We start from the raw sequence: 23,396 nt of genomic DNA on the forward strand, positions 1-23,396 counted from the left end.
GTATGTCATGTAGCAAAAGCCAACAAAAAAGGCCTTTTCACTGCTGAAAAGGCCTCCCCGAAGTACATATGACCGAGCAAAATTCATAAAGTTTCATCATGAAAACAATGACTTGTTAAATTGTGTACAAGTCGTGTTATTCGTCGGTTTCATGTTGTCAGCTTTCTTACAGAGCCTCAGGATCGCGCCGTCATCCCACTGAGACTTTGTCTATGAAGTACACCTCGATTCTCTTGTTGTCCCTGAGCCTGGTCAGCGGCTTCGCCTCCGCCGGCGGCACCGCAGAAGCAGGTATTGGTGGCGCATTGGGTGGGGTTCTGGGCGCAGCCGTCGGCCAGCAACTGGGTGGCAGCACCGGTGCTGCCATTGGCGCAGGCCTGGGCGGCGCCGGTGGCGCGGCCGTGGGCGCCAACAAGCACAGCCGTGGCGAAGCCGCCATCGGTGGTGGCCTGGGCGCGGCAGGCGGCAACGTGCTGGGCCGCAGCGTAGGCGGCAGCACCGGCGGCCTGATCGGCGCAGCGGCAGGCGGTGGCGCCGGCGGCGCGCTGGGCAACTACATGGGCAATGAAAGCAACCGCGAGGCCCACAGCCGTGGCCGCGGTTATGACGACCGTCGCCACTACCGTGGCCACGACCGCCGTTGGGACCACCACGACCGCCGTCACTGGCGCCACCGCTAAGCGGTCGTAGCAGCTGTTTTTTGTGGGAGCTGGCTTGCCAGCGAGCTTTCGGGCGTCAACAGCTCGCTGGCAAGCCCGCTCCCCCCAAGGGGTCAGGCCCGGCGGTGCCGGGCGTCGCGCAGCGCCGGCGGTATAGGCACCGGCTGGTTGCTGGCGCGGTCCACGAACACATGCACGAAACGCCCCGCCGCGCAGGCGTCCGCCTCGCCGGCCTTGAACACCGCCAACTCGTACTGCACCGAACTGTTGCCCAGCTTGCCCACGCGCAAACCGATCTCGATGCGCTCGGGGAAGGCAATGGAGGCGAAGTAGTCGCAGGACGAGCTCACCACAAAACCCACCACCCCGCCGTCGTGAATATCCAGGCCGCCCTGTTCGATCAGGTAGGTGTTCACTGCCGTGTCGAAAAAGCTGTAGTAGGTGACGTTGTTGACGTGCCCATACACATCGTTGTCGTGCCACCGCGTGGTGATCGGCTGGAAGTGCCGGTAATCCTCGCGCTGGGGCATTGCTTCATTCATGCGTGGGTCGCCTGTGCAAAAGTACCGCCCTCGCGGGCCAGCCGGCTGATCAGTTCAGCCGGTTGCCAATGCTCGCCGAAACGCCCCTTGAACTCCAGCAGACGCCGTTCTATCTCGGCCAGGCCCTGCTTGTCGGCCCAGGCCATGGGGCCGCCACCTTCCTTGGGGAAGCCGTAGCCGTTGAGGTACACAAGGTCGATATCGTGGGCAGACTGGGCGATGCCCTCCTGCAGGATTTTCGCGCCTTCGTTGACCAGGGCCAGCACGCACCGGTCGACGATCTCTTCGGCACCGATGGCGCGGCGGTCATAGCCCATGCCGTGGCTGACGCCGATGACCAGGGCGTCAACTTCGTCATCATGCTCGGCCTGGCGGCTGTCCTGCTCGTAATGGTAATAGCCGTCGCCGCTTTTCTGGCCAAAACGGCCCATCTCGCACAGGCGGTTGTCCACCTGCACCTCGGGCTCATTCATGCCCTGGCCAGATAGCTGGCGTGCCCGCCACTCCAGGTCAATGCCCACCACGTCGTACATGCGGAACGGCCCCATGGCGAAGCCGAAGCCCTGCAGCGCGGTGTCCACCTCGAACGGCAGCGAGCCTTCGAGCAGCATCATCCGCGCCTCTTTGGCATAGGGGTGCAACATGCGGTTGCCAATGAAGCCGTGGCAGTTGCCCGACACCACGCTGACCTTGCCCATGCGGTCGCCCAGGGCCAGGCCGGCCTGCAGTACCTCGGGCGCGGTCTTGGCGCCGCGCACCACTTCCAGCAGTTTCATGATGTGCGCGGGGCTGAAGAAGTGCAGGCCCAGAACCTGCGCGGGGCGGCTGGTGGCGGAGGCAATGGCGTCGATGTCCAGCGCCGAGGTGTTGCTGGCCAGAATAGCGCCGGGCTTCAGCACGCGGTCCAGTTCGCGGAAGATCTGCTGCTTGAGTTCAAGGTTTTCGTAAACCGCCTCGATCACCAGGTCCACGTCGAAGATGGCCGGGTAGTCGGCCACCTTGGCGATGCGCGCCAGCCGGCGCGCCGACTCGGCGGCATCAATGCGCCCCTGCTCGACATTGTGCGCCCAGGTGTGCCCCACGATCTCCAGTGCCTGGTTGAGCATCTGCGGGTTGCTGTCCATCCATTTCACCTGGATGCCGGCAGCCGCCAGGCACATCACAATGCCCCGGCCCATGGTTCCGGCCCCGATAACGGCGGCGCGCTGGATGTCGTAGGTGCTTTGGCTCATGGCAGATCCTCTGATTAAGGTAGCTGGGCAATCCCCAAACCATAGAACAGCGCGGGCTGGTTTTGAACTTTATTCGCGTGATGCGGCTTATTCAGCGGCTGAATTCATCAAACACCCGGAAACAGTACCGCCATGCAACCGCAGGCTGAAATGCCGATAGTGGGTGCCTTGATCTTTCTGCCTCAGGAGCCTCCCATGCAGGACGCACACCGCGCTTTCCGCCCCCGCTTTACCTTGCCATCGCTACTGGTATTTCCCGCCATTGCGTTCGGTTTTGCCACCACGGCCGCCGCCGTCGAGCGCAAGGCCTTTGAAACCCCTGAGTACGCTGCCCAGCCTGCCCTGGCGGTGGTCAAGGCGTCCGCCTTGTACGCCCGGGGGGGCACTGGCGAGGGAGTGATCGTCGGCTTGATCGATTCGGGGCTCAACCTGGACCTGCCCTCCTTCAGCGGGCGCATCGCCGACCCCGGTTACGATTACGTGGCCAAGAAAGGCGGCACCATCGACCGCGTGGGCCACGGCACGCAGATGGCCGGGGTGCTGGCGGCCAACAAGGACGAGTTGGGCATGCACGGCATTGCCTACCACGCCCAATTGGTGCCCATGCGCTTCGGCGATGACAACGAGCCGTTCTACTTTGATGAGGAAATCGCCAAGTCCTGGCGCTACGCCTTCGACAAGGGCGCGCGCATCCTCAGCAATTCGTGGGCAAACGCGGTGCCTGCCTCGGAAATCACCGAGGCGCGCTACAAGCAAATCATGGAGGCGTCGTTGCAGAGTGCCCGCGAACTGGTAGCCCAGGGCGCGGTGTTCGTGTTCCCCACGGGCAACGAACTCAAGCGCGAACCGTTGGCCGAACCGGGGCTGGCCCTGGCCGTGCCTGAACTTGAGAAAGGCTGGCTGGCGGTGGTGGCCTTGAAGGCCGACGGCACGGCCATCAACGCCAAGTCCAATTATTGCGGGGTGGCCCGTGCCTGGTGCATTGCCGTGCCCGGCGGCGACGCTGGGGCGGGATTGCTGACCACGGGCAAGAACGGGAAATTCGTCGAGACTGCGGGTACTTCGCCGGCGGTGGCGTTAGTGGCGGGTGCGTTGGCGGGGCTGCAAAGTCGCTACCCGGACAAGAGCCCGCAGCAGTTGAGGGATCTGTTGTTGAGTACGGCCAACAAGAGCGGGATCTATGCCAACAGCGAGGCGTATGGGCAGGGGTTGATGGATTTGGATGCGGCTTCGCGGTTGTAGGACGCAGCCTTTGGCAGCTGCTACGGGGCGGTTTACAGGCATAAAAAAGCCGCCCCGGGGGGCGGCTTTTTCGGGCCGGGCAGCTATTACAGCTGTGGACCGGCAGTGCGGATGGCGTCGCTGACGTCGAACTTCTTGAAGTTCTCGACGAACAGCTTGGCCAGGCCCTTGGCGGCCTCGTCGTAGGCAGCCTGGTCAGCCCAGGTGTTGCGCGGGTTCAGCAGCACGGTCTCAACGCCCGGCACAGCCTTCGGCACGTCCAGGTTGATGGTGGCCAGGTGCTCGGTCTCGGCACCAATCAGAGCGCCGCTCTGGATGGCCGCGATCACGCCACGAGTGGTCGGGATGTTGAAGCGCTTGCCAACGCCGTAGCCACCGCCGGTCCAGCCGGTGTTGACCAGGTAGACCTTGGAGTTGAAGCCGCGGATACGCTTGATCAGCAGTTCGGCGTACTCGCCAGCCGGGCGCGGGAAGAACGGCGCGCCGAAGCAGGTGGAGAAGGTCGACTTGATGCCGGCGCCCGAGCCCATTTCGGTCGAACCGACCAGCGCGGTGTAGCCCGACAGGAAGTGGTAGGCAGCCTGCTCTTCGCTGAGGATGGACACCGGTGGCAGCACGCCAGTCAGGTCGCAGGTCAGGAAGATGACGGCGTTAGGCTCGCCACCGAGGTTTTTCGGCGCGCGCTTCTCGATCAGCTCGCGCGGGTAAGCGGCGCGGCTGTTCTGGGTCAGGCTGTCATCGGCGTAGTCGGCTTTCTTGGTGACCGGGTCCAGGACCACGTTCTCCAGGACGGCGCCGTGCTGGATGGCTTTCCAGATGACCGGCTCGTTTTTCTCGGACAGGTCGATGCACTTGGCGTAGCAGCCGCCTTCGATGTTGAAAACAACGCCTTCGCCCCAACCGTGCTCGTCGTCGCCGATCAGGTAGCGGCTTTCGTCAGCCGACAGGGTGGTCTTGCCAGTGCCCGACAGGCCGAAGAACAGGGTAACGTCGCCTTCTTCGCCCATGTTGGCCGCGCAGTGCATAGGCAGTACGTCAGCAGCCGGCAGCAGGAAGTTCTGCACCGAGAACATGGCTTTCTTCATTTCACCGGCGTAACGCATGCCGGCGATCAGGACTTTCTTGGCCGCGAAATTGATGATCACGGTACCGTCGGAATTGGTGCCATCACGCTCTGGTTCGCACACGAACCAAGGGGCGTTCATGACTTGCCATTCCTGCTTGGCGCCCGGGTTGTAGCTTTCCGGGTTGATGAACAGGCAACGGCCGAACAGGTTGTGCCAGGCAGTCTCGGTGGTCATCTTGACTGCCAGGTAGTGCGCTTCGTCAGAGCCTACGTGAACGTGGGAGACAAACCGCTCGCGCTCGCCCAGGTAGGCGGCAACGCGGTCCCACAGGGCATCGAACTTGTCGGCCGGGAACTTGCGGTTGATCGGGCCCCAGGCAATGGCGTCCTGGGTGGAGGATTCTTCAACGATGAAACGGTCAACCGGCGAACGACCGGTACGGTGACCTGTTTTCACGACCAGCGCGCCAGTATCGGCAAGCTCGCCTTCACCGCGCTTCAGGGCTTCTTGTACCAGCTCATCGATGCTCAGATCGGTGTACACGGTGTTATTAGCTTGCGTCATGAGGTTCCCCGTCGGCCTAGGGCCGAGTACTCCAAACGTTTTGTAGTAGAGACAAAAAAACTACTACAGCTCTAAAAGTGGGCCGGATTATGCCAGAAACGTCCAGAAATAGTAGAGGCCTCCTGTCGAAACGGCGGCAACCCGGCGGCACTTACGCGATCTGGATTAACTGAAACGTTTCAGTGACGGGTATCTGACGGAACCTCAAGACCGCCGCCGGCGAAAAGCTGGGTAACTTCTGTGCTATCAAAGAGATAGCGCTGGCTGCAAAACTGGCAATCGATCTCGATCACACCGCCACGTTCGGCCACCAGTGCCTGCGCATCGGCTTCACCCAGGCTGACCAGTGCGCGCGAAGAGCGCTCACGTGAGCAACTGCAACGGAAACGCAGCGGTTGCACGTCGAACAGGCGCACGGCCTGGTCGTGGTACAGGCGGTGCAGCACAGTCTCGTTGTCCAGCCCCAGCAGCTCTTCGGCGGTGAGGGTGCCGGCCAGCACGGTCGCGTCCTGCCAGCTGGCTTCGCGCTCCTCGGCGTCCTTCAGCTTGTCGGCCGGCAGTTGCTGCAGCAGCATGCCGCGCGCGCGCGAACCGTTGGCGTTCAGCCAGAAACGCGTGCCCAGTTGCTCGGACACCTTGAAGTAGTTGGTGAAGCACTCCGACAGGTCGGCGCCGTCCAGTTCGACGATGCCCTGGTAGCGCTGGCCCTTGTTTGGGTCTACGGTCATTGCCAGCACACCGTTGGGCATCAGGTCGGCCAAGGTGGCACCTGGCACGATGGCGTCGCCTTCGTAGCGCGCCAGGCCGCGAATATCGCGTTCGCTGGAGCACTCGATCATCAGCAGCGGCACCGGGCCATCCGAACGCGCCTGCAGAATCAGCAGGCCGTCGAACTTGAGCGTGCCCACCAGCAGCGAAGCCGCGGCCATGAACTCACCCAGCAGCTGGGCAACCGGTTCCGGGTAGGGATGCTTGGCCAGCACTTCGGCGTAGCTGCGCTCAAGCGAAACCATCTCACCACGAATGTCGCATTCGTCGAAGATGAAACGTTGGGTGTAATCGGTATCCGGTGTGTCGTGCATAGAGGTCTGGGTATCTGATAATAGTGACAAGATGTTTACAAGGGCCTATAAAAGCCCGTTTTAGAGCACCAGCCTGGTGCGGATCGCTCTGTCTGACATAGAGGTATCTTATGAACAAACCCGCACTGTTCCAAGCAAGGTGGAACGTACGAGGCCTTCTGCTATGTAATCTAATCGCCTTCGGGCTGATCGGGCTGTGGTTACTGCCAGCCGGCCACGCGCTGTTCACATCTTTCGACGAATGGCTGTTCCACCTGCTCAACCAGCCCCTCGCCGACCACGTGGTATGGCGTTCGGTCTGGGCAGTGGCGAGCATGCGCCCGTTCGACATCATTGTCGGGCTGATCCTGTTGTCGCTGCTGATCTGCGGTGACTGGGTGATCGAAGCTATCCATACCCGCCGTGCCACCCTGGCGTTCGTATCGATGCTGGTACTGCTGCTGATTATTCGCGCCCTGTTCGACAAGGTCTGCGATGCCATGGGCTGGCAACATCACAGCCCGTCGCTGGTGCTGAGCGATGCCATCCGCCTGAGCGACCTGTACCCGCACATCGATTCGCACCTGGAGCTCAAGGACGGTTCGAACCAGAGCTTCCCGGGTGACCATGCCTCCGTGCTGCTGATCTGGGGCATGTTCATGAGCATCTTTGCCCGCCGCTTCGCCCAGTACCTGGTGATTTGGGGCCTGGTGCTGCTGTTTTCAATGCCGCGCCTGGTCGCCGGCGCCCACTGGGGCCAGGATGACTACATCGGCGGCGTGGCCATGGCGCTGCTGGCGCTGGGCTGGGGCTACTACACGCCGTATGCCGCGAGCATCTCGGGCTGGCTGCTGCGCGTGACGCAACCGCTGTTCCGCGTGCTGCAGCGCCTGCCGCTGATCAAGTGCCTGAGCGTGGTGAGCGCTTAAGACTCACTGTGAAACTGATGGAGCTGCCGACGCTGTTTCTTGGTCGGCCGCCCATCGGTGGTCACCCCCAGCGAACCCGCCTTGCGCAACTGCGCGGCTTCTTCGCGCTTGGCCACGCTCTGTGGCGTCTCTTCATATAGTAGCTGCGCCTCGGGCGCGCCCCGGCGCACCACCGACAGTGCCTTGACCACCACCGTGCGCGCATCGAAGCCGGTCCGCAGCTCGAATTCGTCGCCTACCCTGGGCTCCTTGCCCGGCTTGCAGCGCTCGCCCCGGCAATGCACCTTGCCGCTTTCGATGGCCGCCTTGGCCAAGGCGCGAGTCTTGTAGAAGCGCGCCGCCCACAACCATTTATCCAGACGAACCTTGTCGTCCTCTTCCTGTTTTTGTGCCACAACAAACCCTCGACTCAGGAATTTAATGGAACTGTACTACCGTGCCTGTCGGATGCAAGGTCAGACGCCCACAGCGTAAAGTCCCTGCTCCGGCCATGGATAGCCACCAGGACTTTCAGGATGAACGAAATCTTCAGCTTGCCACTCAATATCTATCGCCATTTGGCCCGGTTTCTGCGTGAATACCGCGCTTTGCGTCAAGGGTCGTTTCGCGGCCGCCCCACGGCGGCTATGCTGCGATCAGAAACCTTTTATACCCTCGGTTGCCCCATTGAAGACATTTGATCATTTGACCGTTATCGGCCTTCGCGAGTGGGTGGCGCTTCCCGACCTGGGAGTGGCCGGCCTGCGCGCCAAGATCGATACCGGCGCCAGCACCTCCAGCCTGCACGCCACGGAGATAGAACCGTTCGAGCGGGATGGCGAGCAATGGGTACGCTTCAACGCGCACCTGGGCTCGGTGGTGCAATTGCGTCACCGGCGCTGCGAAGCGCCGATGGTGGCGATGAAAACCATCAAGAGCTCCAACGGCCACGCCCAGACCCGTTATGTGATCCGCACCACCCTGGCGCTGGGCGATCGCATCTGGCAGGTCGAATTCACCCTGGCCTGCCGCAAGGCGATGCGCTATCGCCTGTTGCTGGGCTCCAAGGCCCTGGTACATGGCCAACTGGTGGTCAACCCGGGCGTTACCTACGTTCAAGACAAGCCGGCTTTTCCGGCCTCTACTACCTCTTCCACAGGTGTTGCATGAAGATCGCTGTGCTGTCGCGGAACCCGCGTCTGTATTCCACCCGCCGCCTGGTTGAAGCCGGAGTCGCGCGCGGGCATGAAATGGTAGTGATCGACACCCTGCGCGCCTACATGAACATCGCCAGCCACAAGCCGCAGATCCACTACCGCGGCAAACCGCTGGAAGGCTTCGACGCGGTGATACCGCGCATCGGCGCCTCGGTGACTTTCTACGGCTGCGCGGTGTTGCGCCAGTTCGAAATGATGGGCGTGTTCCCGCTGAACGAGTCGGTGGCCATTGCCCGTTCACGGGACAAGCTGCGCTCGCTGCAGCTGCTGTCGCGGCGTGGCATCGGCCTGCCGGTGACCGGCTTTGCCCACTCGCCGGACGACATCCCCGACCTGATCCAGATGGTCAACGGCGCGCCGCTGGTGATTAAGGTGCTGGAAGGCACCCAGGGCATCGGCGTGGTGCTGTGCGAAACCACCAAGGCTGCCGAATCGGTGATCGAGGCCTTCATGGGCTTGAAGCAGAACATCATGGTGCAGGAATACATCAAGGAAGCCGGCGGCGCCGACATCCGCTGCTTTGTGGTGGGCGACAAGGTGATTGCCTCGATGAAGCGCCAGGCCAAGCCCGGCGAGTTCCGTTCCAACCTGCACCGTGGCGGCAGCGCCAGCCTGATCAAGATAACCCCCGAGGAGCGCATGACCGCCATCCGCGCTGCCAAGGTCATGGGCCTGAGCGTTGCGGGCGTGGATATCCTGCGTTCCAACCATGGGCCGCTGGTGATGGAGGTGAACTCCTCGCCTGGCCTGGAAGGCATCGAAGTCACCACTGGCAAGGACGTGGCCGGGATGATCATCGAACATCTGGAAAAGAACGGCGGGCCTAACCTTACGCGTACCAAAGGCAAAGGTTGACCGGACGCAGCCTTCGGCAGCTGCTACGTCGTCGGGGTACACAAGACAATGCTGCCCGCGTCCGGGCGCGGGAGTCAGACCGCGTCGCGGGGCAGCATCAGCCCTAGCGGCAGCCGCACTCGGGCTTCCAGGCCGCCGCCCGAGCGGTTGCGCAGTTCCACGTTGCCGCCGTGCATGGCGGCAATACGCTTGACGATCGCTAAGCCCAAGCCAGTCCCCTTGCCACTGCGCGCGCGGTCACCGCGAATGAACGGGTCGAAAATGCTCGCCAGTTCGTCCTCGGGAATGCCCGCGCCGCGGTCCAGCACACTCAACACCACGTACGGCGCGCTGTTGTCGCCTGACACGTAGGCTGCCACTTCCACGCCGTCACCCGCATGGTGCAAGGCGTTGCCGATCAGGTTGGTCAGCAGCCGTTTCATGGAAATTCGGCGCAACGGGAACGGCGGAATGGGCTCCAGGCACAGGCGCACGCGCTCCTGGGGCTGGTTGAACGGCGCCACGGTTTCTTCCACCAGCTGCGCCAGGTCGACCTCGACGATGGCTTCATCGCGGCCGTCACGGATGAAGGCCAGGAACTGGTCAAGAATGGCGTCCATGTCCTCGATATCGCGCTGCATGTCGGCAGCAAGGTCGCTGGAAGGGTCCATGAATTCGGTGGACAGGCGTAACCGCGTCAACGGTGTACGCAGGTCGTGGGACACCCCGGCCAACATCAGCTCGCGCTCGCGCCCGGCCTGTTCCACGTCCTCGGCCATCTGGTTGAACGCGCGGTACACCTCCGTCATCTCGCTGGGGGTGTCGCTGATGGGCAGGCGCACGCTACGGCCCTGGCCCAGCTGGCGCGCGGCAAATACCAGGCGCTTGAGGGGCTGGCTGAGCTGACGCACGAAAATCCATGCCGAGGCGGTGGACAGCAGGCCGATGGCCAGGAACCAGCCCAGCACGCTCCAGATTTTCTGGCCACGCAACGGGTGGGGGTACAACGGCACCTTCAACCAGCCCGCGCCCAGGCTTGGCGCGCGCACCCACAGCGCCGGCGGCGCATGCACGCGCAGGCGCACCTCGGTGTCGGCACCCAGTTCAGCCTGCATCTGGCGTTGGTAGATTTCACTGTAGGGCCAGTGCTGTTCACCCTCGGGCACCCCACCACCCACCACGCGGATCAGGCCGGCGGCATCGGCGATGCGCTCGCGGTCGTCTTCATCGGCCGCCCAATAGGCGCGCAGCGTAAGCGCCACGCCGTGGCTGTACTGGCGGTCCACCAGCACGTCCTCGTTCATCAACAGATAAACCAGGGTAAGGGCCTTGGAAAACAGCACCACAGCCAGCACCAGCCATAACGTGCGGGCAAAGAAACTCTGGGGAAACCAAACGGGGGTCTTCATATACAGCAGCCATAAACCTTGCAGGAACGAGCACCGCTCGCACTGATTGCGGATGGCGAGCCCTTACGGCCCGCTCCTACAAATGCCCCGTCACTTGCTCTTGCCGTCCGGCACGAAGACGTAGCCCACGCCCCAGACGGTCTGGATATAGCGCGGCTTGGATGGGTCTGGCTCGATCATGCGCCGCAGGCGCGAGATCTGCACGTCGATGGAGCGCTCCAGGGCATCCCATTCGCGGCCACGGGCCAGGTTCATCAGCTTGTCGCGGGTCAGCGGCTCGCGGGCATGCATGACCAGCGCCTTGAGCACGGCGAACTCACCGGTGGTGAGCATGTTCACCTGGTCGCCACGCTTGAGTTCGCGGGTGGCCAGCGACAGCGAGTAATCGCCGAAGGTCACCACTTCGTCTTCACTGGCCGGCGCGCCAGGCACCGGGGCCACGCGGCGGAACAGCACGGCCTTGATGCGAGCAACCAGTTCGCGCGGGTTGAACGGCTTGCCCAGGTAATCGTCGCAATGTTCCAGGCCGGCGATGCGGTCCTGGTCGTCGCCCTTGGCGGTCAGCATGATGACCGGAATAGGGTTGACCTTTTCACGGCGCAGGCGCGCGGCGGCCGTGAGGCCATCTTCACCGGGCAGCATCAAGTCCATGACCACCAGGTTATAGGACTCGCGGGCCAGCAGCCGGTCCATTTCCTTGGTGTCGCCGACGGCGCGGACGTTGAAGTCGGTGTTCTCGGTGAGGAAGCGCACCAGCCGATCCCGGATGACCTGATCGTCGTCAACAATCAGAATCTTTGGTGCTTGTGCAGTGCTGCTCATGGCTTACTCCTGTGATCTCGGCACGTATTATGGCGCAGGTGCCGAATCAGTGTGCTGTGTGCATTGTTAGCAGATTTTACCTGGGTTGCCATAACAGACGCGCCGACAGGTGATTTTGCCAGCATCCCCCAACCCCGCATGGCTGGTTATAATGCGCCCCTTTTATGCCGGGCGCGCCCGGCAGTCCAGTTCGCCAGCCCCGGCCGGCGGCTCTGCATTCACAATTGCTCAGGTGGTCTCATGGACAGCATCAACAGCCGCATCGCCGCAGAACTCGGCGTACGCCCGCAACAGGTCGAAGCGGCCGTGGCACTTCTGGATGAAGGCTCGACGGTGCCTTTTATCGCCCGCTACCGGAAAGAAGTGACCGGCAGCCTGGATGACACCCAACTGCGTAACCTGGAAGAACGCCTGCGCTACCTGCGCGAACTCGATGACCGCCGCGCCAGTATCCTGGCCAGCATCGAGGAACAAGGCAAGCTGACCCCCGAACTGGCCCGCGACATCAACCTGGCCGACACCAAGACCCGCCTCGAAGACCTGTACCTGCCTTATAAGCAGAAGCGCCGCACCAAGGGCCAGATCGCCCTGGAAGCTGGCCTGGGCGAACTGGCCGATGGCCTGCTGGGCGACCCGATGCTGGCCCCCGAGGCCGAGGCGGCACGCTTCGTCGACGCCGAAAAAGGCGTGGCCGACACCAAGGCCGCCCTGGAAGGTGCCAAGTACATCCTGATGGAGCGCTTCGCTGAAGACGCCCGCCTGCTGGACAAGCTGCGCAACTTCCTCAAGCAGGAAGCCACCCTCAGCGCCCGCGTGGTCGCCGGCAAGGAAGAGGAAGGCGCCAAGTTCCGCGACTACTTCGAACACGACGAGCCGCTGAAGAGCATGCCGTCGCACCGCGCCCTGGCGATTTTCCGCGGCCGCAACGAAGGCGTGCTCAGCTCCACCCTGAAAGTGGGCGAAGAGCTGCCGGGCACCCTGCACCCGTGCGAAATGATGATTGGCGAGCACTTCGCGCTGAAAAACCAGAACCGCCCTGCCGACAAATGGCTGGGCGAGGTGGTGCGCTGGACCTGGAAGGTCAAGCTGTACACCCACCTGGAGACCGACCTGTTCGGCGAGCTGCGCGATGGCGCCGAGGCTGAGGCCATCAACGTCTTCGCCCACAACCTGCACGACCTGCTGCTGGCCGCGCCGGCCGGCCCGCGCGCCACCCTGGGCCTGGACCCGGGCCTGCGCACCGGCTGCAAGGTGGCCGTGGTCGATGCCACCGGTAAAGTGCTGGATACCGCCACCGTGTACCCGCACGTGCCGCACAACAAGTGGGACCAGACCCTGGCCGTGCTGGCCGCCCTGTGCGCCAAGCACTCGGTTGACCTGATTGCCATCGGCAACGGCACCGCCAGCCGCGAAACCGACAAGCTGGCCGCCGAGCTGATCAAAAAATACCCAGGCCTGAAAATGACCAAGGTCATGGTCTCCGAAGCCGGCGCTTCGGTGTACTCGGCCTCGGAACTGGCGGCCAAGGAATTCCCCGACCTGGACGTGTCCATCCGTGGCGCCGTGTCGATTGCCCGCCGCCTGCAGGACCCGCTGGCCGAGCTGGTGAAAATCGACCCGAAATCCATCGGCGTCGGCCAGTACCAGCATGACGTCTCGCAGCTGAAGCTGGCGCGCGGCCTGGACGCCGTGGTCGAGGACTGCGTGAACGCCGTGGGCGTGGACGTGAACACCGCCTCGGTGGCGCTGCTGGCGCGCATCTCGGGCCTCAACAGCACGCTGGCGCAGAACATCGTCGCGCACCGCGACGAGCACGGCGCCTTCAAGACCCGCGCCGCGCTGAAGAAAGTCAGCCGCCTGGGCGAGAAAACCTTCGAACAGGCCGCAGGCTTCCTGCGCGTGATGAATGGCGACAACCCGCTGGACGCCTCGGCCGTCCACCCCGAAGCCTACCCGCTGGTAAAGCGCATCGCCGCCGAGACCGACCGCGACATTCGCTCGCTGATCGGCGACAGCGCCTTCCTCAAGCGCCTGGACCCGAAGAAATTCACCGATGAAACCTTCGGCCTGCCCACCGTTACCGACATCCTGCAGGAACTGGACAAGCCAGGCCGCGACCCGCGCCCCGAGTTCAAGACCGCCGAATTCCAGGAAGGCGTGGAAGACCTGAAGGACCTGCAGCCGGGCATGATCCTGGAAGGCGTGGTCACCAACGTGACCAACTTCGGTGCCTTCGTCGACATCGGCGTGCATCAGGACGGCCTGGTGCACATTTCGGCGCTGTCCGAGAAGTTCATCAAGGACCCTCGCGAAGCCGTGAAGGCGGGTGACGTGGTGAAGGTCAAGGTCATGGAAGTCGACATTCCACGCAAGCGCGTGGGCCTGTCGATGCGCATGAGCGACACCCCGGGTGAGAAAGTCGACGGTGCTCGCGGCAGCCGCCCAGGCGCAGCGCCACGCCAGCAAGGCGCGCCTGCGCGCCAGAAGGAGCCCGCAGCTGCCCCGGCCAACAACGCCATGGCCTCGCTGTTCGCCAACGCCAAGCAGCTGAAGAAACGCTGATGGATATCCCTGAAGCGCTGGTGCACAGCGCCTTCAGCCAGTTGCTGGGGTGCCGCCTGCACAGCCTTGAAAAAGGCGAGGCACAGGTAGCCCTGGCGCTGGAGCCGCACCTGCGCAACCGTGGCCAGGTAATGCATGGCGGCGCGCTGTTCAGCCTGGTGGACATCACCATGGGCCTGGCGTGCTCCAGCCATCACGGCTTCGACCAGCAAAGCGTGACGCTGGAGTGCAAGATCAACTACCTGCGCCCGGTGGCCGAGGGCGAGGTGCTGTGCGTTGCCCGGATCGTGCACGGCGGCCGCCGCACCCTGGTGGTCGACGCCGAAGTGCTTCAGGGCGACAAACTGATGGCAAAAGCGCAGGGGACCTTCGTGGTTCTCTAGCGGTTTGTATCCTGAATGGGTTAATTTCGGCACTGCGTATGCGGTGCCGGAATCGACTACCTGGATACAAATGGAACGTCAGGCGAAAAATCTGACACCAATAACCGTACCAGGCGACAACGCCGGTTCCTTTCGTCACCCTTGTAGACCGTCAACTCTACCCCCATATTGGGGCGACTGACGCGTGAAGGAATCCAACTTGAGCGAAATTCTCAACCGCCGCCTGCGCCTATTGCGCGAGCGTGCCAACCTGACCCTGCTTGAGCATTGCCTGCACGGCATCGAGCGCGAATGCCTGCGCGTCACTGCCCAGGGCCGCCTGGCACAAACGCCGCACCCCGAGGCCTTGGGCGCTGCGTTGACCAATGAGCAGATCACCACGGACTATTCCGAGTCGCTGCTGGAGTTCATTACCCCAGCCCTGGCCGACCCGGCGCAGACCCTGCAAAGCCTGGAAAAAATCCACCGCTTCGCCTATTCCAAGCTGGGCAACGAGTTCCTCTGGAGCCCTTCGATGCCCTGCCCGCTGCCCGCCGAGGAAGACATTCCGATTGCCTACTACGGCACCTCGAACATCGGCCAGCTCAAGTATGTGTACCGCCAGGGCCTGGCCCTGCGCTACGGCCGCACCATGCAGTGCATCGCCGGCATCCACTACAACTTCTCGCTGCCCGAGCAGCTGTGGCCTTTGCTGCGCCAGGCCGAAGGTGCCGAGCAGAGCGACCGCGACTATCAGTCTTCGGCCTACATCGCGCTGATCCGCAACTTCCGCCGCTACAGCTGGCTGCTGATGTACCTGTTCGGTGCCTCGCCGGCCCTTGACGCAGGCTTCCTGCGCGGCCGTGGCCACCAGCTGGAACAGCTGGACGCCGACACCCTGTACCTGCCCTACGCCACCAGCCTGCGCATGAGCGACCTGGGTTACCAAAGCAACGCCCAGGCCGGCCTGACCCCGTGCTACAACGACCTGCCCAGCTACACCGACAGCCTGCGCAAGGCCGTGGCCACGCCGTACGCGCCGTACGTGGAGATCGGCACGCACAAGGATGGCGAGTGGGTGCAGTTGAACACCAACATCCTGCAGATCGAGAACGAGTACTACTCCAACATTCGCCCCAAGCGTGTGACCTACACCGGCGAGCGCCCAATCCAGGCACTGATGGCCCGTGGCGTGCAATACGTGGAAGTGCGTTGCCTGGACATCAACCCGTTCCTGCCTACCGGCATCGACCTGCCCGAAGCGCGCTTCCTGGACGCGTTCCTGCTGTACTGCGCCCTGCAGGAAAGCCCGCTGCTGGAAAGCGGTGAGTGCGGCGGCGCCACCAACAACTTCCTCAGCGTGGTCAAGGAAGGCCGCAAGCCTGGCCTGCAGCTGCAGCGTGATGGCCAGCCGGTTGAGCTCAAGCAATGGGCCGCCGAGCTGCTGGACCAGATCGCGCCGCTGGCCGAGCTGCTGGACGAAAGCCATGGTAGCGACGAACACGCCAAGGCCCTGGCCGCCCAGCGCGCCAAGGTCAGCGACCCGTCACTGACGCCGTCGGCGCAGGTGCTGGCGAGCATGGCCGAGCACAAGGAAAGCTTCGCGCAGTTCTCGCTGCGCCAGAGCCAGGTGCACGCGGAATTCTTCCGCAGCCAGGCATTGAGCGTGGAAGAGCAGGCAAAGTTCGAGGAAATGGCGCGCAAGTCCATCGCGCAGCAGTCGGAGCTGGAGCAGACCGAGGTGGGGGACTTCGACACCTTCGTGGGCTCGTACCAGGCGAGCATCCTGGGTATCAGCAACTGATATAACGCGTCGCGCCCATCGCGGCCAAGGCCGGCTCCTACCACGGTCAGCGTAGGAGCCGGCCTTGGCCGCGATAGCTTTAAAGCGCTTTTTCGAAGATCTTCGAATTGCGCTGGTAGTTGTACAGCGACGCCCGCGCCGCCGGCAGGCGCTCCACACCGCTAGGCTCGAAACCACGCTCGCGGAACCAGTGGGCGGTGCGGGTCGTCAACACGAACAGCGTCTTCAAGCCCATTTCCCGCGCACGGTTCTCGATGCGCTCCAGCAGTTCATCACCACGGCCGCCATGGCGGTACTCCGGGTTCACCGCCAGGCACGCCAACTCGCCGGCCTCGGAATCGGCGATGGGGTACAGCGCCGCACAGGCGATGATCATCCCCTCACGCGCCACCACACTGAACTGCTCGATCTCGCGCTCCAGCACCTCGCGGGAACGGCGCACCAGGATGCCCTGCTCTTCCAGCGGGCTGATCAGGTCCAGCAGGCCGCCTACGTCTTCAATCGCCGCCTCGCGCACCTGCTCGAACTGCTCTTGGGCCACCAGGGTGCCGCCACCGTCGCGGGTGAACAGCTCGGTCAGCAGCGCGCCGTTTTCGGCGTAGCTGACGATATGGCTGCGGCCCACGCCGCCCTTGCACGCCTGGGCGGCGGCATCGAGCAGTTCGGCCTGGTAATTTTCCATGCCCAGGCGCTCCAGGTGCGCGGGCACCTGTTGCGGGCGCAACTCGCGTACCAGCTTGCCATTGGCGTCGATCAGGCCGCGATCAGCGCCGAACAGCAGCAGCTTGTCGGCACCCAGCTCGATGGCGGCACTCATGGCAACGTCTTCGCAGGCAATGTTGAACACCTCGCCGGTGGGCGAGTAGCCCAATGGCGGCAGCAGCACGATGGAGCGCTCGTCCAGCAGGCGGTTGATGCCCTTGCGGTCGACGCGGCGCACTTCACCGGTGTGGTGGTAATCAATACCTTCGACCACGCCGATAGGCCGGCCGGTCACCAGGTTGCCGCCAGCCACGCGCAGGCGGGCACCCTGCATGGGCGAGGAAGCCATGTCCATGGACAGGCGCGCTTCGATGGCAATGCGCAGGGCGCCGACGGCGTCGACTACGCATTCCAGCGTGGCCGCGTCGGTGATGCGCAGGCCGCGATGGTAGTGCGGGGTGAGGCCACGGGCGGCCAGGCGGCTTTCGATTTGCGGGCGCGAGCCGTACACCAGCACCAGGCGCACGCCCAGGCTGTGCAGCAGCACCAGGTCATGGACGATGTTGCCGAAGTTGGGATGGTCGATGCCATCGCCGGGCAGCATCACCACGAAAGTGCAATCGCGGTGGGCGTTGATGTAGGGAGACGCGTGACGGAGCCAATTGACGTATTCGGGCATAACTTCAAAAGCCTGTGGAAGAGTGGACGAGCAACGTGGGAACGCACAGCTGGCTGCTGGTTATCGTCGTAACAGGCTTGGCAACACGCGGGCTCTCCTCTCTTCAATACGGATGGGCACTGCAGCCGTTTAGGCCGGCTGCAGGCAATAATGTTCAATCAACTGACGCAATAGACGCACTGTGGGCTCAAGACGTGACATTTCCAGGAATTCTCCCGGCTGGTGCGCGCAGGCGATGTCGCCAGGGCCCAGAATCAAGGTCTCGCAACCCAGGCGCTGAAGATAAGGCGCTTCGGTGCCGAATGCCACCGCTTCCGCCCGGTGGCCGGTCAGGCGCTCGGCCACTTGCACCAGTTCGCAGTCGGCAGCCTGCTCGAAGGGCGGCACTTCGCTGAACAGCGGCGCGTAGTCGATCTTCACCTGGTGCAGGTCGGCCAGCGGCTCGAGCTTCTGACGAATGGCGGCGCGCAGCACCTTGGGGTCCATGCCCGGCAGGGGGCGCAGGTCGAACTCCAGCGAGCACTGGCCGCAGATGCGGTTGGGGTTGTCGCCGCCATGAATGCAGCCGAAGTTCAGGGTGGGTTGCGGCACGCTGAACTGCGGGTTGTTGTACTCCACCTGCCACTGCTTGCGCAGGCCCATCAGTTCGCTGATGGCGCCGTGCATGGCTTCCATGGCGCTGTGGCCCAGGCTTGGGTCGGAGGAATGGCCGCTGCGGCCGAGAATGTCGATGCGCTCCATCATCACGCCCTTGTGCAGGCGGATCGGCTTGAGCCCGGTGGGCTCGCCGATCACCGCCGCGCGGCCCAGCGGCCAGCCGGCGGCAGCCAGGGCCTTGGCGCCGGCCATGGAGCTTTCCTCGTCGCAGGTGGCGAGGATCAGCAACGGCTGCTTGAAGTCATGCGCCAGCAGCGGCAGCACCGCCTCGATGACCAGCGCGAAGAAGCCTTTCATGTCGCAGCTGCCCAGGCCCACCCAGCGGCCGTCCACCTCGGTGAGCTTGAGCGGGTCGGTCTGCCAGAGTTTTTCGTCGTAGGGCACGGTGTCGCTGTGGCCCGACAGCACCAGGCCGCCAGGGCCGGTGCCACGGCTGGCCAGCAGGTTGAACTTGCCCGGGGACACCTCGCGAATGTCACAGGCAAAGCCCAGGTCGCCCAGCCAACCGGCCAGCAGGTCGATCACCGGTTTGTTCGACTGGTCGAGGCTGGCCTGGGTGCAGCTCACCGACGGCGCGGCAATCAGCGCGGCGAACTGTTCTTTGAGGGAAGGCAATGGCATGGGCATTCTCCTGGGTGCGAAGCCCATCATAGAGCCATTGAGCACCGAGAATAAACCGCCGGGATGGTAGTCCTGTACACTGCACGGCCTTAGCAGTCATCTGCGCTCCTATCAGAACAGCGCCTGGATTCTCCCGCCATGCAAAAAGAAACCGAAATCAAACTGCGCGTCAGCCCCGAAACCCTGGCTGAACTGCGCGAACACCCGTTGCTGAAAAAGCGCAACAAGAGTGGCTGGGAACGCCGTGAGCTGTTCAATCAGTACTTCGACACCCCCACCGGCGAACTGGCCGGCGCCAAGGTCGCGCTGCGCCTGCGCAAGGATGGCGACGAAATCATCCAGACCCTGAAAACCCGCGGTCAAAGCGTTGCCGGCCTGTCCGAACGCAACGAGTACAACTGGGACCTGGCCAAGGCCAAGCTGGACCTGAAGAAGCTGGACGGCGAATGCTGGCCCGAAGAGCTGGCCGAACTGGACAAGAAGACCATCAAGCCGGTGTTCACCACCGACTTCGTCCGCGAGCGCGCGGAAATCGCCTGGGGCCGCGGCAAGGCCAAGGTGGTGATCGAGGCGGCCCTGGACCTGGGCAAGGTCATCGTCGGCAAGCAGTCCGAAGAGATCTGCGAGCTGGAGCTGGAACTGCGCGAAGGCGACCCGGCGGCCCTGCTGGAGCTGGCTGCGGAACTGGCCATCAAGCTGCCACTGATGCCCTGTGACATCAGCAAGGCCGAGCGCGGCTACCGCCTGGCCGAGCCGGGCAGCTACACCCTGAGCCTGCCGGCGCCTGAGCTGAATGCCGAAATGGCCCTGGACGACGCCTTCACCGCCCTGGCCTGGCACCTGCTGGGCAACAGCCAGCGCCTGGCCGAGCAGTACCGGTTCAACGGCCACTGGCGCCTGCTGCAGGACTGGGTAGCGCAATTGATCGAACTGCGCGCCCTGGCCGGCAGCCTGGGCCAGGCTGCCCCGCGCAGCACTACCCATGAGCTGCGCGTGAGCCTGGATGCCCTGCTGGAAGACTGGCGCCCGCTGGTGCAGGCCGGCCAGGAAGACGAGGACGTGCGCCAGGCGGCCCCCGAGCAGTTCATCGAAGAGCTGCTGGACACCCGCTGGGGCCTGTTCTCGCTGAATACCTCGCGCTGGCTGATGGCCCGCGCCTGGACGGTAGAGCGCAACAACCGTGGCAACCGCCAGGGCGCTGCACAGCTGATGAATTGGCTGGGCCACTTCCTTGCCGAAGAAGCTACCGCCCTGCAGCTGGGCCGTTACCAGCAACAGCCCGAAGACCTGGCCGAGCAGCTGCCGCGCATCGAGCGCATCCAGGCCTGGCTGCACCATGCGCGCGACGTGCTGGACCTGCCGGAAGTGGACCGCCTGTACGGTGAGCTGAACAAGCTGCACCAGCTGGCCGACACTGATCTCAGCGACGAAGTGCTGGAAGCCCGTGTACACCAGGCACTGACCGTGACCCAGTGCCGCGCATGGAAGCAGATCCTGCGCAAATAACCTGCAGCAGCGGCCCAAAGGCCGCGTCACCGGCGCCGCGGTATTACTGACATACCGCGTTTGCCGTGACGCAGCCTTGCGGCAGCTGCTACGGGTCAGCGCAGCACTGGCAGGCTGGTGGTGGACTTGATCTCGGATAATGCCACGGTCGAGTTCACCTCTTGGATGCCCGGCACCAGCGACAACTTTTCAAAGAAAAACCGCTCGTAGGCTTCGATGTCCGGCGTCACGATGCGCAGCAGAAAGTCCACCGACCCCATCAGCACATAACACTCCAGCACTTCGGGAAAACCGCGAATCGCGTCGGTAAATTCGGTGAAGTTGGAGCGCCCGTGGGCGTTGAGTTTCACCTCGGCGAAAATCTGCGTGTTGAGGCCGATCTTCTTGCGGTCCAGCAGCGTCACCTGCCCGCGAATCACCCCTTCCTCTTTCAATCGCTGAATGCGCCGCCAGCACGGCGATTGCGACAGGCCCACTTGCTCGGCGACCTGCGCGCTGGACAGCGAGGCGTCCTCTTGCAGCAGGGCCAGAATGCGGCGGTCGTAGTGATCCAGCTCACTGTGCATAAAAATATCCCATCTAGGCTAACCGTCGAATCACATGATTCGCACAACGCCATTATGCGACTGATTTAGACAAGAAATACCCGGCCCGCCATGGAAAACTGTGCCCATCGTTTCAGGAGCCCTGCCATGACCGCCCACGAAGCCCACCTGCCCGCGCGCAGCGACACCTGGAGCCCGCACCAGGCCACCACCAGCGTGCGCTATCAACTGGTAGCCGAAGCCGAGCCCGACAGCCTGTGCCGCGTGCTGAACCTGTTCGCGATGCAGTACCTCACCCCGCTGGCGCTCAACGTGGTGCGTGAAGAGGACCTGCTGCACGTTGACTTGAGCATCGATGGCCTCAGCTGGCATCGCGCGGAAGTAATTGGTCATAAAATATCCAACCTCATCTGCGTGCTCTCCGTCGAGCTGCAGCCAGCGGCCAGTCAGGGCCTGGCCGCCGTGGGCTGAACGCCCGGCAAGACCCTGAAACTTTTTCCCGGCGCCACCGGCAACAACAACGGGTTTCCCCGGTCTACCTTTGACGCTCAGGCACCCTTTTTCAGCCTGGGCGTTGTAGACCGATTCAAGGAGCCCGCATGTCCGTCGTCACCGTCATTGAGGACCGCTGGCTGGAGTTGAACGACCTGTTGCGCGACCTGGTGGACCAGGGTTTTCTCAGCCAGGATTCAGCTGAACACGCCATGGCGACTCGCCGGGCGCTGCACAACTGCAAGCAACACCCGCTGGAGTTCATCGCCAGCCAACAACTGGACGACCGCAGCCGCCCAGGCAAGGCGCTGGACCTGGAGCAGCTGACCCTGTGGCTGGCACAACAGGCCGGCCAACCCTACCTGCGCATCGACCCGCTGAAAATCGACGTGGCGGCCCTGACGCCGCTGATGTCCTACGGCTTTGCCCAACGCCACAAGATTCTCGCCGTGGCCGTGTCACGCACCGCCGTCACCGTGGCCAGCGCGCAGCCCTATGTCAGCGGCTGGGAAGCCGACCTCACCCACGTGCTCAAGCGCAACATACGGCGCGTGGTCGCCAACCCGGCGGAAATACAGCGCCTTACCGTCGAGTTCTATCGCCTGGCCCGTTCGGTCAGCGGCGCCAACAACACTGACCAACGCGGCGGCAGCCCAGGCAATTTCGAGCAGTTGCTGAACCTGGGCTCAAGCGACCAGGAACCCGACGCCAACGACGCGCACATCGTCAACATCGTCGATTGGCTGTTCCAGTACGCCTTCCAGCAGCGCGCCAGCGATATCCACATTGAGCCACGGCGCGAGCAGGGCACCGTGCGGTTTCGCATCGACGGTATCCTGCACAACGTGTATCAATTTCCGCCCCAGGTCACCATGGCCATTGTCAGCCGCCTGAAAAGCCTAGGGCGCATGAACGTCGCCGAAAAGCGCAAACCCCAGGACGGCCGGGTCAAGACCAAGACCCCCGACGGCGGCGAAGTGGAACTGCGGCTGTCGACACTGCCCACCGCGTTTGGCGAAAAAATGGTAATGCGCATCTTCGACCCGCAGGTGCTGCTCAAGGACTTTCACGAGCTGGGCTTTGGCACCGATGACCTGCGGCGCTGGGAGGACATGATCAGCCAGCCCAACGGCATCATCCTGGTGACCGGCCCCACAGGCTCGGGCAAGACCACCACGCTGTACACCACCCTCAAGCGCCTGGCCACGCCCCAGGTGAACCTGTGCACCATCGAAGACCCCATCGAAATGGTGGAACCGGCGTTCAACCAGATGCAGGTGCAGCACAACATCGACCTGACCTTCGCCAGCGGCGTGCGCGCGCTGATGCGCCAGGACCCGGACATCATCATGATCGGCGAGATCCGCGACCTGGAAACCGCCGAAATGGCCGTGCAGGCAGCGCTCACCGGCCACCTGGTGTTATCCACCCTGCACACCAACGATGCGCCCAGCGCCATCAGCCGCCTGCTGGAGCTTGGGGTGCCGCACTACCTGATTAAGGCCACCCTGCTGGGGGTGATGGCTCAGCGCCTGGTGCGCACCCTGTGCCCGCACTGCAAGGCGCCGCAGGCATTGGGCGAGGAAGATTGGCAGACCCTGACGCGGCCTTGGCAAGCGCCGCTGCCCGCCACCGCCCACCGTGCCATCGGCTGCAACGAGTGCCGCGACACCGGCTTCCGCGGCCGCGCCGGGGTGTACGAGATCATGCAGATGAGCGACACGGTGAAGGCGCATATCCAGGCCGAGACCGACCTGACCTCGCTCAAGCGCAGGGCCGTGATGGAGGGCATGCGCACCCTGCGCCTGTCCGGCGCACAGAAAATTGCCGCGGGGCTGACGACCGTCGAGGAGGTGCTGCGAGTGACGCCGAGAAATGATTTGAAATAGAAACCGCTCTATCGGGAACT

Annotated in this window: 22 protein-coding genes; 12 read left to right on the forward strand and 10 right to left on the reverse strand. The window is 63.5% G+C overall.

The window, feature by feature from the left end; translation table 11 throughout:
• Positions 1 to 212: 212 nt before the first annotated feature.
• Positions 213 to 680: a glycine zipper domain-containing protein gene (locus tag AC0SZ7_RS15095; protein ID WP_475505142.1), complete on the forward strand. Its 468-nt coding sequence runs from the start codon at positions 213 to 215 to the stop codon at positions 678 to 680.
• A gap of 92 nt (positions 681 to 772) precedes the next feature.
• On the opposite strand, the gene AC0SZ7_RS15100 is transcribed toward AC0SZ7_RS15095, so the two are convergent.
• Positions 773 to 1,201: an acyl-CoA thioesterase gene (locus tag AC0SZ7_RS15100; protein ID WP_475505143.1), complete on the reverse strand. Its 429-nt coding sequence runs from the start codon at positions 1,199 to 1,201 to the stop codon at positions 773 to 775.
• On the reverse strand, positions 1,198 to 2,433 hold the full coding sequence (locus AC0SZ7_RS15105; RefSeq protein ID WP_475505144.1) for a 3-hydroxyacyl-CoA dehydrogenase: 1,236 nt from the start codon (positions 2,431 to 2,433) through the stop codon (positions 1,198 to 1,200). Before AC0SZ7_RS15105 ends, AC0SZ7_RS15100 begins: the two co-directional genes overlap by 4 nt.
• Positions 2,434 to 2,628: 195 nt before the next feature.
• Between AC0SZ7_RS15105 and AC0SZ7_RS15110 the strand changes: the two genes are divergently transcribed.
• Positions 2,629 to 3,675, forward strand: a complete 1,047-nt coding sequence (locus tag AC0SZ7_RS15110; protein WP_475505145.1) for a S8 family peptidase — start codon at positions 2,629 to 2,631, stop codon at positions 3,673 to 3,675.
• An 86-nt stretch (positions 3,676 to 3,761) separates the two neighbouring features.
• Here AC0SZ7_RS15110 and AC0SZ7_RS15115 read toward each other — a convergent pair whose 3' ends face one another.
• Together AC0SZ7_RS15115 and hslO are read right to left on the reverse strand one after the other, a co-directional pair.
• Entirely contained in the window at positions 3,762 to 5,306 is a 1,545-nt protein-coding gene (locus AC0SZ7_RS15115) for a phosphoenolpyruvate carboxykinase (protein ID WP_475505146.1), read from the reverse strand.
• A 179-nt stretch (positions 5,307 to 5,485) separates the two neighbouring features.
• Entirely contained in the window at positions 5,486 to 6,388 is a 903-nt protein-coding gene (hslO, locus tag AC0SZ7_RS15120) for an Hsp33 family molecular chaperone HslO (RefSeq protein WP_475505147.1), read from the reverse strand.
• 110 nt (positions 6,389 to 6,498) lie between these two features.
• Here hslO and AC0SZ7_RS15125 point away from each other — a divergent pair, with 110 nt between their 5' ends.
• Positions 6,499 to 7,296 (forward strand): phosphatase PAP2 family protein, encoded by a 798-nt coding sequence (locus AC0SZ7_RS15125; RefSeq protein ID WP_475505148.1) that lies wholly within the window; start codon positions 6,499 to 6,501, stop codon positions 7,294 to 7,296.
• Here AC0SZ7_RS15125 and AC0SZ7_RS15130 read toward each other — a convergent pair.
• Positions 7,293 to 7,691, reverse strand: a complete 399-nt coding sequence (locus AC0SZ7_RS15130) for an RNA-binding S4 domain-containing protein (RefSeq protein WP_475505149.1) — start codon at positions 7,689 to 7,691, stop codon at positions 7,293 to 7,295. The genes AC0SZ7_RS15125 and AC0SZ7_RS15130 overlap by 4 nt on opposite strands.
• A 120-nt stretch (positions 7,692 to 7,811) precedes the next feature.
• Between AC0SZ7_RS15130 and AC0SZ7_RS15135 the strand changes: the two genes are divergently transcribed.
• From AC0SZ7_RS15135 to rimK, 3 genes are read left to right on the forward strand one after another with little or no spacing between them, the layout of a single operon-like run.
• On the forward strand, positions 7,812 to 7,976 hold the full coding sequence (locus AC0SZ7_RS15135) for a hypothetical protein (RefSeq protein WP_475505150.1): 165 nt from the start codon (positions 7,812 to 7,814) through the stop codon (positions 7,974 to 7,976).
• Positions 7,963 to 8,445 (forward strand): retropepsin-like aspartic endopeptidase RimB, encoded by a 483-nt coding sequence (rimB, locus tag AC0SZ7_RS15140; protein ID WP_475505151.1) that lies wholly within the window; start codon positions 7,963 to 7,965, stop codon positions 8,443 to 8,445. Before AC0SZ7_RS15135 ends, rimB begins: the two co-directional genes overlap by 14 nt.
• Positions 8,442 to 9,347, forward strand: coding sequence for a 30S ribosomal protein S6--L-glutamate ligase (gene rimK / locus AC0SZ7_RS15145; protein ID WP_008372889.1), 906 nt, complete (start codon positions 8,442 to 8,444; stop codon positions 9,345 to 9,347). The genes rimB and rimK overlap by 4 nt, the downstream gene beginning before the upstream one ends.
• Positions 9,348 to 9,421: 74 nt before the next feature.
• Here the strand turns inward: rimK and AC0SZ7_RS15150 are convergent, their stop codons facing one another.
• Positions 9,422 to 10,735: an ATP-binding protein gene (locus AC0SZ7_RS15150; protein ID WP_475505152.1), complete on the reverse strand. Its 1,314-nt coding sequence runs from the start codon at positions 10,733 to 10,735 to the stop codon at positions 9,422 to 9,424.
• A 90-nt stretch (positions 10,736 to 10,825) separates the two neighbouring features.
• Entirely contained in the window at positions 10,826 to 11,557 is a 732-nt protein-coding gene (gene ompR, locus AC0SZ7_RS15155; RefSeq protein ID WP_416421929.1) for an osmolarity response regulator transcription factor OmpR, read from the reverse strand.
• A 240-nt stretch (positions 11,558 to 11,797) separates the two neighbouring features.
• On the opposite strand from ompR, the gene AC0SZ7_RS15160 reads away from it, so the two are divergent.
• The 3 genes from AC0SZ7_RS15160 to gshA all read left to right on the forward strand — a co-directional run bounded on the left by AC0SZ7_RS15160 (position 11,798) and on the right by gshA (position 16,285).
• Positions 11,798 to 14,119, forward strand: coding sequence for a Tex family protein (locus AC0SZ7_RS15160; protein ID WP_475505153.1), 2,322 nt, complete (start codon positions 11,798 to 11,800; stop codon positions 14,117 to 14,119).
• Entirely contained in the window at positions 14,119 to 14,502 is a 384-nt protein-coding gene (locus AC0SZ7_RS15165) for a PaaI family thioesterase (protein ID WP_475505154.1), read from the forward strand. The genes AC0SZ7_RS15160 and AC0SZ7_RS15165 overlap by 1 nt, the downstream gene beginning before the upstream one ends.
• A 199-nt stretch (positions 14,503 to 14,701) precedes the next feature.
• Positions 14,702 to 16,285, forward strand: a complete 1,584-nt coding sequence (gene gshA / locus AC0SZ7_RS15170; RefSeq protein WP_475505155.1) for a glutamate--cysteine ligase — start codon at positions 14,702 to 14,704, stop codon at positions 16,283 to 16,285.
• Positions 16,286 to 16,364: 79 nt separating this feature from the next.
• Here gshA and argA read toward each other — a convergent pair whose 3' ends face one another.
• Positions 16,365 to 17,666: an amino-acid N-acetyltransferase gene (gene argA / locus AC0SZ7_RS15175; RefSeq protein WP_475505156.1), complete on the reverse strand. Its 1,302-nt coding sequence runs from the start codon at positions 17,664 to 17,666 to the stop codon at positions 16,365 to 16,367.
• 129 nt (positions 17,667 to 17,795) lie between these two features.
• Positions 17,796 to 18,944 (reverse strand): acetylornithine deacetylase, encoded by a 1,149-nt coding sequence (gene argE / locus AC0SZ7_RS15180; protein ID WP_475505157.1) that lies wholly within the window; start codon positions 18,942 to 18,944, stop codon positions 17,796 to 17,798.
• 138 nt (positions 18,945 to 19,082) lie between these two features.
• On the opposite strand from argE, the gene AC0SZ7_RS15185 reads away from it, so the two are divergent.
• Entirely contained in the window at positions 19,083 to 20,450 is a 1,368-nt protein-coding gene (locus AC0SZ7_RS15185; RefSeq protein WP_475505158.1) for a CYTH domain-containing protein, read from the forward strand.
• A gap of 95 nt (positions 20,451 to 20,545) precedes the next feature.
• On the opposite strand, the gene AC0SZ7_RS15190 is transcribed toward AC0SZ7_RS15185, so the two are convergent.
• Positions 20,546 to 21,016: an Lrp/AsnC family transcriptional regulator gene (locus AC0SZ7_RS15190; protein ID WP_475505159.1), complete on the reverse strand. Its 471-nt coding sequence runs from the start codon at positions 21,014 to 21,016 to the stop codon at positions 20,546 to 20,548.
• Between the two features lie 126 nt (positions 21,017 to 21,142).
• On the opposite strand from AC0SZ7_RS15190, the gene AC0SZ7_RS15195 reads away from it, so the two are divergent.
• Both AC0SZ7_RS15195 and tfpB read left to right on the forward strand, forming a co-directional pair.
• Positions 21,143 to 21,466: a hypothetical protein gene (locus tag AC0SZ7_RS15195; RefSeq protein WP_475505160.1), complete on the forward strand. Its 324-nt coding sequence runs from the start codon at positions 21,143 to 21,145 to the stop codon at positions 21,464 to 21,466.
• A gap of 128 nt (positions 21,467 to 21,594) precedes the next feature.
• The gene (gene tfpB / locus AC0SZ7_RS15200) at positions 21,595 to 23,376 is read left to right on the forward strand and encodes a type IV pilus assembly ATPase TfpB (protein ID WP_475505161.1); all 1,782 of its coding nucleotides are present in this window, start codon (positions 21,595 to 21,597) and stop codon (positions 23,374 to 23,376) included.
• Positions 23,377 to 23,396 lie beyond the last annotated feature (20 nt).

It is taken from the genome of Pseudomonas sp. JC1203, assembly GCF_056175065.1.

Excerpts from the sequence above, each read along its gene's own strand:
- AC0SZ7_RS15095 (WP_475505142.1), top strand. The coding sequence starts at position 213 with ATGAAGTACACCTCGATTCTCTTGTTGTCCCTGAGCCTGGTCAGCGGC.
- AC0SZ7_RS15100 (WP_475505143.1), bottom strand. The coding sequence starts at position 1,201 with ATGAATGAAGCAATGCCCCAGCGCGAGGATTACCGGCACTTCCAGCCG.
- AC0SZ7_RS15105 (WP_475505144.1), bottom strand. The coding sequence starts at position 2,433 with ATGAGCCAAAGCACCTACGACATCCAGCGCGCCGCCGTTATCGGGGCC.
- AC0SZ7_RS15110 (WP_475505145.1), top strand. The coding sequence starts at position 2,629 with ATGCAGGACGCACACCGCGCTTTCCGCCCCCGCTTTACCTTGCCATCG.
- AC0SZ7_RS15115 (WP_475505146.1), bottom strand. The coding sequence starts at position 5,306 with ATGACGCAAGCTAATAACACCGTGTACACCGATCTGAGCATCGATGAG.
- hslO (WP_475505147.1), bottom strand. The coding sequence starts at position 6,388 with ATGCACGACACACCGGATACCGATTACACCCAACGTTTCATCTTCGAC.
- AC0SZ7_RS15125 (WP_475505148.1), top strand. The coding sequence starts at position 6,499 with ATGAACAAACCCGCACTGTTCCAAGCAAGGTGGAACGTACGAGGCCTT.
- AC0SZ7_RS15135 (WP_475505150.1), top strand. The coding sequence starts at position 7,812 with ATGAACGAAATCTTCAGCTTGCCACTCAATATCTATCGCCATTTGGCC.
- rimK (WP_008372889.1), top strand. The coding sequence starts at position 8,442 with ATGAAGATCGCTGTGCTGTCGCGGAACCCGCGTCTGTATTCCACCCGC.
- AC0SZ7_RS15150 (WP_475505152.1), bottom strand. The coding sequence starts at position 10,735 with ATGAAGACCCCCGTTTGGTTTCCCCAGAGTTTCTTTGCCCGCACGTTA.
- ompR (WP_416421929.1), bottom strand. The coding sequence starts at position 11,557 with ATGAGCAGCACTGCACAAGCACCAAAGATTCTGATTGTTGACGACGAT.
- AC0SZ7_RS15160 (WP_475505153.1), top strand. The coding sequence starts at position 11,798 with ATGGACAGCATCAACAGCCGCATCGCCGCAGAACTCGGCGTACGCCCG.
- AC0SZ7_RS15165 (WP_475505154.1), top strand. The coding sequence starts at position 14,119 with ATGGATATCCCTGAAGCGCTGGTGCACAGCGCCTTCAGCCAGTTGCTG.
- argA (WP_475505156.1), bottom strand. The coding sequence starts at position 17,666 with ATGCCCGAATACGTCAATTGGCTCCGTCACGCGTCTCCCTACATCAAC.
- argE (WP_475505157.1), bottom strand. The coding sequence starts at position 18,944 with ATGCCATTGCCTTCCCTCAAAGAACAGTTCGCCGCGCTGATTGCCGCG.
- AC0SZ7_RS15185 (WP_475505158.1), top strand. The coding sequence starts at position 19,083 with ATGCAAAAAGAAACCGAAATCAAACTGCGCGTCAGCCCCGAAACCCTG.
- AC0SZ7_RS15190 (WP_475505159.1), bottom strand. The coding sequence starts at position 21,016 with ATGCACAGTGAGCTGGATCACTACGACCGCCGCATTCTGGCCCTGCTG.
- AC0SZ7_RS15195 (WP_475505160.1), top strand. The coding sequence starts at position 21,143 with ATGACCGCCCACGAAGCCCACCTGCCCGCGCGCAGCGACACCTGGAGC.
- tfpB (WP_475505161.1), top strand. The coding sequence starts at position 21,595 with ATGTCCGTCGTCACCGTCATTGAGGACCGCTGGCTGGAGTTGAACGAC.